The organism is Pseudomonas sp. 05T35 (assembly GCF_056396605.1).
Genome location: NZ_JBFTLU010000304.1, coordinates 1 through 5576 on the forward strand (window position 1 = coordinate 1; position 5576 = coordinate 5576).

The window sequence follows — 5576 nt, forward strand, 5'->3', positions numbered from 1 at the left end:
GAAATAGCGATAAAGCGGCGCCAGCAGCAGGCCAAACAACCCGCAGGACACCAGTGCCACGAACAAGGTGGGTCGACGTTTGAGCATTAAAGCGCTGGCTTTGACCAGGCACATGCCCATCCGCTGCGAAACCCAGCCAATCAAGAATGCCAGCAACCACGCGATCAGCAACGAAAGCACACGCCTCCTAACACCTCGGCAAGCCCATCGATGGGTTAAAGACTAGTCGGCTTTTCAGTGGGCTCGCCAAGGCGACAACTAGGCCATCGTATCGACCCGCTCGATATTGTCAGCCAACGCAAAGACTGGCTAACAGCGGRATTCCTGCTAGCTTTCAAGCGAGTCCTACACTTCGCCCAGCGGCGCCTTTCCGGTCTGCGCCAACCATTCAGTCCACCTCGAAAGGGACCTCATGACCACCCTCAAAGACCGTCTGAAGCAGGGCAAGGATGCGCGCAAGCAGTGCTCGCGCAATGCTCAGGCGCTGCTCGGCAAGACTGATCGCGACCCACTCCCCTTGATCAAGGCCTCCAGTGCAGGGCGAATCCGTTCGCTGAACGAATTGCGCTTCGGGCGCATGCTGGTTTCGCCGTTCGCCTTCTATCGTGGCAACGCCCTGTTGCACGCCCACGACCTGTCCGGGACGCCGGACATGGGCCTGCATTCAACCATTTGCGGCGATTGTCACCTGATGAACTTCGGTGGTTTTGGCACGCCGGAACGCAACCTGCTGTTCAGCGTCAACGACTTCGATGAAGCTCACCCGGGTCCATGGGAGTGGGACCTGAAACGGCTGGTGACTAGCTTCCTGGTCGCCATTCGCGACCTGCGCCACGTTGCGTCAGTGGAGGAAGACATCTGTCGCCGCGTGGTCTCAGCCTATCAAGAGAGCATGGCCGAATGCGCCGAACAGAGTGCCCTGGAAATCTGGTACGACGCCCTCGGTTACAACGACTTGCTCAAACAGGAACCCTCCACCAGCACGCTGGAGCATGTGAAAAACGCCATTAACAAAGCCGAGCATCGCACCCATGCCGAAATGCTGCCCAAGATATGCGAGCGCGATAAACACGGCCGCTTGCTGATCCGTGATGATCTGCCACATATCTTCCATCTGCACAAAGACTCCACGCTGCTGGACGCCAATGATGACTGGATGCGCGTGGACGATTGGCGACCACCGTACGACAGCCTCATGCACGATTACCGAGCCACGCTGATGGGCGATCGTCGCGATTTGCTGGCGCGCTTCCAGGTCCAGGACCTGGCGTTCAAAGTCGTTGGGGTGGGCAGCGTCGGGACGCGCTGCCTGGTTGCTCTGCTGACCGACGATCTGGAGCGACCACTGTTTTTGCAGCTCAAGGAAGCACGCCGTTCGGTGATTGCCGATTACGTCAAAGCCAAATCGCGGATACGCCATGACGGCCAGCGCGTGGTTGAAGGCCAGCGCCTGATGCAGTCGGCCAGCGATCTGTTTCTCGGTTGGACCACCAGCCCCAATGGCCAGCACTTCTACGTACGCCAGCTACGGGACATGAAAATATCGGCAGAGCTGGAAACCTTCGATGCCGAAACGTTTTCCGCGTATGGCCACATCTGTGGCAAAGCCCTGGCTCGAGCCCACGCCAAAGCCTCCGGACAAGCTGCACAAATCAGCGGTTACATTGGCAAGAGCGAAGTCATGGCCAATGCACTGTTCAAGTACGCCAAGACCTATTCCGACCAGAACGAGCGCGACTTCGAACGCTTTCAACGAGCCTGCCGCAAAGGCAAGCTACAGGCCCGTTCGGAAACTGATTTTGCCGCTGATCATCTGCCTTAGGTGCGCACCTCAATAAATACAAAGGGTGACCGACCCGGTTCTACTGAGCTATAAACCGGCCGGCCTTGCCCATGATGTTTCCAATTCACATTTTGTTAAGAAGTAGCCTCGTATACTTACGAGTCCTGTTTTACTCTCGGCCCTCATCCTTCGGTAGCCTGATGCCTATGTCACGCCCTGCCCCACTCCTGTTGCTACTTACCTGCCTGCTGTTCTTCTTCGCCCTTGGCAATCACCAGTTACAAGGTTCCACCGAACCCCGCGTTGCCGGGATTGCGATGGAAATGCACCTGGATAACGACTGGGTGACCCCGCGCCTGTTCGGTCAACCCTTTCTGGAGAAACCACCGCTGAGCCTTTGGCTCGATGCCGGAGCGATCCGTGCGTTTGGTGGCACGCCATTGGCCGTGCGCCTGGCCTCAGCCTTCGCCGGGTTGTTCAGCGTGATGCTGCTGTACACCATGCTGCGCCGATTTGGCCGTCCAACGACCATCGCCTGGGTTGCCGGGATCATGCTGGCGACCATGGCCAGTTACTGGGGCAACGTTCGTGGTGTTGGCGAAGATGCACTGCTGAGCCTGGGCGTAACCCTGGCGCTGCTGTCGTTCTATCAGGCTCATCGCCAACATGCCGAACAGCGCGCAGCCTTGGGTAGCTGGCTGCTCTTCGCTGTCGGCATCGCCATCGCCACGTTGAGCAAAGGTGTGCTGGGCCTGGCAATGCCGGGGGTGGTGATCTTCGCCTACCTGCTGGCCGAAAGCCTGATCGACAAACGCTTCAGCCTGCCGCGCTGGATGGGGCCGGCACTGGCGACCCTGCTCGGGCTGATCCCTTTGGTGATCTGGCTGTTCATGCTCTATCAGCGCGGTGGCTCGCAGGCACTGGCCGAAGTGCTCCTGACCAACAGCGTCGGGCGCTTCAACGGCTCGTTCGTCGAGGCCGGCCACTACGAACCGTTCTATTACTACCTGGCCAAACTGCCTGAAGCCTTCCTGCCGTGGAACATCCTGGTGTACCTGGGGTTGTGGCATTTCCGTAAGAGCCTGGCGAACAATCGCTACCTGCTGTTCTTTACCCTGTGGCTGCTCGCCCAGTTCTTCATGCTGACCCTCGCATCGAGCAAGCGCACGGTGTACCTGATGTCCCTGACGCCGGCCGCCGCCGTACTGGCCGCAGAATATGCGGCAGTGCTGTACGAGCGCTTGCGCAAGCACACCGAAGCATCAACTTTGCTCGGCAAAATCGCCCGCAATCGTCGCGGTATCGCAATCGGCATCATCAGCGTGCTGTTCGTCAGTTATCTGGCCGCGGCCCAATGGATCGTCCCGCGTGCGGACCGCAAACTGTCGTTCCTGCCATTGACCGAGCAAATCCAGACCATGCAGGCCAACGGACAAGAAGTTGCGCTGTATCAGGCGAACGAACGGACCGCCGGAGCAACGGTGTTCTACACCCATACCCTGCTCAAGGACTTGCAGACCGAAGCCGAGCTGACGGCATTTCTCGCCGCCTCTCCCACGCATGTGGCGCTGATTGCCGCCGAGACTGAGCCCAAGGCCCCGTTGAAGGTACTGAAGAAAATGCTGGTGGGGCGTCAGGATTACTATTTCGTCGCACAGTAAAACGGCCAGCAAAAAAAACGGCACCTGATGCAGGTGCCGTTTTTTATTGCCTGGCAAAAGTAGTCTGGGAGGATCAACCCGCCGGGCTATTTGATATCGACTGATTGCCAGTCAGAGGCTTCGATCAGCCCCAGCAGTTTCGGCTGGGTTTGCGCGGTATCCAGCGTAAAAAACAGTGAGGCGCCATACCCTGGGGTCGATGCCGGCAACTTMAGTTCTTTTTCCAGATCCGCCATGCACTCGCTGTGGGTGATCAGTACCAGGTTACGGCCGGCGACCTTGTGCGCCAACACGTCACGCAGCATCGTGCCTTTGCAGTTGAAGAGCCAATCCTGGGCACTGCCGAGCGTATTGAACATGTAGCGCGACGTTTGCACGGTCCGCGTCAACGGACTGTTGTAGATGTCGGCGTTAGTCAGGCCCAGGTGAGTGAATTGCGAACCAATCCCGACAGCCACCGCACGCGCGCGTTCGGTAATGCCATCGGCACCGTCCAGGCAAGGGGCGGTGGAGTGGTCGCATCGCTCAACATGACGGATCAGCACAATCGTATTGCCCTTGGCCCAACTGGCCGCCAGGGCCTTGTCTCCGGCAATGTTGCCGTGGGCCAGGTCCGCCGGACCGACGGGACGCAACAGCCAGAATGCCAACGCGATAACAAAGAGCGATGCCAGTAGTGCCAGGGCAATGTATTTAGCGCGAGTGAGCCCACCCCTGTTCAGTGAACGCTTGATACCCGCAAGACCCAATCTCGACTCCACCTTCACACTGCCTCGGACACACGAATACCCAATTGTACGGGCAACATTAAAAGTCGATGCGTAAGTACCCAGTGAAATGAATGTGAAAAAATGCTCAACCGACAAGCATGCCCCGTATTTTCTTGTTACGAAAAACGTTTCAGCTATCGCGCCTGCCGCCGATACGCCCTCTACGAATACATTCTGCTGGCCTCCAAAAAAAATAATCTTCCAGCCAACTGACGATAAGAAGCACAACGTTCCTGGAGGAATTTTTGATGAATAGCTGGTTCGCCAACATCAGCGTCAACCTGAAGCTGAGCCTGGGCTTCGGCCTGGTGCTGGCCCTTACGTGCATTCTCGCCCTGACCGGCTGGACCAGTCTGGGTGGGCTGATCGACCGCAGCAACTGGATGAGCGACATCACTCAGCTCAACGCGGGCCTTACCAAACTGCGGGTTACCCGTTTGCAGTACATGCTGGCCGACGGCGACGAAACCGTGGCGCAGACCGTGCAAACCGCCCTCGACGGCTTCAAGGCCCAGCAGCAATCGCTGGTAGCGAGCTTCAAGAGCCCGGAAAACCTCAAACTGCTCAAAGAACAGGGCGCGGTCATCGACGCCTACCAGCAGTCGTTGAACAAAATGCGTAACGCTTATCGAACCGGGAACAGCGCGCGTCAGGCCATGGGCGAGAATGCCGAGAGCGCCAACACGCTGATCGGTGATATCGACACCCGCGTGCGCCAAATGCCCTTGAGCGATCAACGCTTCGAGCAGTTCCTGGCCATTAGCGAGGCCAAGGAACAGTTTCAGCTCGCCCGCTACGAAGTCCGCGGCTACACCGCCGACAGTAATCCGACCACCGAGCAAAAAGCCGTTGCCCAACTCGACGCGGCAATCGCCAGCCTGAAAGCACTCAACACGCATTTCGCCGACACCCAGCAAGACGCGTTGCGTCAGCTGCAAAACGCCCTGCTGAATTACCGCAGTGCGTTACAGGCCTTCAAGGCAGCTAACAGCGAAGCGGTTCTGGCTCGTCAGGAAATGACCGTCCAGGGTAATGACATCGTTGCGCGCAGTGATGCGCTGTATCAGATCCAGCTGGATCGCCGCGACATCGAAAGCACCCAGGCACGCACCCTGCAACTGATCAGTACACTGCTGGCGTTGCTGGTCGGCGTGCTCGCGGCCGTGATCATCACCCGACAGATCACTCGCCCACTGCGCGAAACCCTGGCGGTGGTCGAGCGCATCGCCGGCGGCGACCTGACCCATGATGTTCACGTCACCCGTCGTGACGAACTTGGCGTGTTGCAGCAAGGCATCGCACGGATGGGCGTCACCCTGCGCGACCTGATCAGCGGCATCCGTGATGGCGTCACCCAGATCG

At 58.4% G+C, this 5576-nt stretch carries 4 protein-coding genes and 1 pseudogene; 3 read left to right on the forward strand and 2 right to left on the reverse strand.

Features of this window, described 5'->3' with window-relative positions:
• Window positions 1-180: pseudogene (locus AC1DH9_RS20875) on the reverse strand (YeeE/YedE thiosulfate transporter family protein); the annotation flags it as partial.
• Between the two features lie 232 nt (window positions 181-412).
• Between AC1DH9_RS20875 and AC1DH9_RS20880 the strand changes: the two are divergent.
• Both AC1DH9_RS20880 and AC1DH9_RS20885 read left to right on the forward strand, forming a co-directional pair.
• Complete coding sequence (locus tag AC1DH9_RS20880) at window positions 413-1822, forward strand: DUF2252 domain-containing protein (protein ID WP_427541948.1); 1410 nt, start codon at window positions 413-415, stop codon at window positions 1820-1822.
• A gap of 167 nt (window positions 1823-1989) precedes the next feature.
• Window positions 1990-3444, forward strand: a complete 1455-nt coding sequence (locus tag AC1DH9_RS20885) for an ArnT family glycosyltransferase (RefSeq protein WP_427542034.1) — start codon at window positions 1990-1992, stop codon at window positions 3442-3444.
• 86 nt (window positions 3445-3530) lie between these two features.
• Here the strand turns inward: AC1DH9_RS20885 and pmrG are convergent, their stop codons facing one another.
• Window positions 3531-4205 carry a lipopolysaccharide core heptose(II)-phosphate phosphatase PmrG gene (pmrG, locus tag AC1DH9_RS20890; protein WP_427541951.1) on the reverse strand — a complete coding sequence of 225 codons (675 nt, stop codon included), beginning with the start codon at window positions 4203-4205 and terminating at the stop codon, window positions 3531-3533.
• A gap of 257 nt (window positions 4206-4462) precedes the next feature.
• Here pmrG and AC1DH9_RS20895 point away from each other — a divergent pair.
• On the forward strand, window positions 4463-5576 hold a 1114-nt coding region (locus AC1DH9_RS20895; RefSeq protein ID WP_477808709.1), incomplete at its 3' end, for a methyl-accepting chemotaxis protein.